This is a genomic window from Pseudomonas sp. 32_A, from assembly GCF_017490905.1.
Classification (GTDB): domain Bacteria; phylum Pseudomonadota; class Gammaproteobacteria; order Pseudomonadales; family Pseudomonadaceae; genus Aquipseudomonas; species Aquipseudomonas inefficax.
Genome location: NZ_JAFGYI010000159.1, coordinates 1 through 538, shown reverse-complemented (window position 1 = coordinate 538; position 538 = coordinate 1). Strand labels below are relative to the sequence as shown.

General features: G+C 41.1%; 1 protein-coding gene. It reads right to left on the bottom strand.

Annotated elements, in window-relative coordinates:
* On the bottom strand, positions 1-238 hold a 238-nt coding region (locus tag J5M58_RS26070), incomplete at its 3' end, for a hypothetical protein (RefSeq protein WP_207880214.1).
* Positions 239-538 lie beyond the last annotated feature (300 nt).

Genomic DNA, 538 nt, shown 5'->3' with positions numbered 1-538 from the left:
GGATCATGTGGCTACATACGTCCTCAATAGCCTGGTTCTTATTCGAACTCGAGTCGACAACTGAGTGGTAATAGTCTTCTAGGTACTTGTTCTTGATCACATCTGTAATGGTTATCCACCGACGATGAGGACATTCTTCAATATCTGCTACGGAATACAAATGTGGCTCCTCTTCGCATAGACTTCCGCCCATGTCCGCAATTTCACGGAGTACTTCTTTAGCGTAAAAATCGAGCATTTACTGAAAACTTTCTCTTTCATTGAAGATGCCCTGCATTTGAAAAGGAATTGTTCTACAATTGCGGCCTTTTATCAAAATACTAAGAAATATTGAGCCATAATAAAGCGACCTGAGACGAGTCTGAGGGCTAGAACACACGCATTTAAGTACAATAAAAAAACATACGAATTAGGAGGGAAAACCAGCACAGTTATGGGAATCGCTACACAAATACTGTCATTAATTGGGTTTGTGGCAATTACTAACATAACGGCAATTTTTGTTGCCGCGGAATTCTCTCTGACGGCTCTCGAGAAG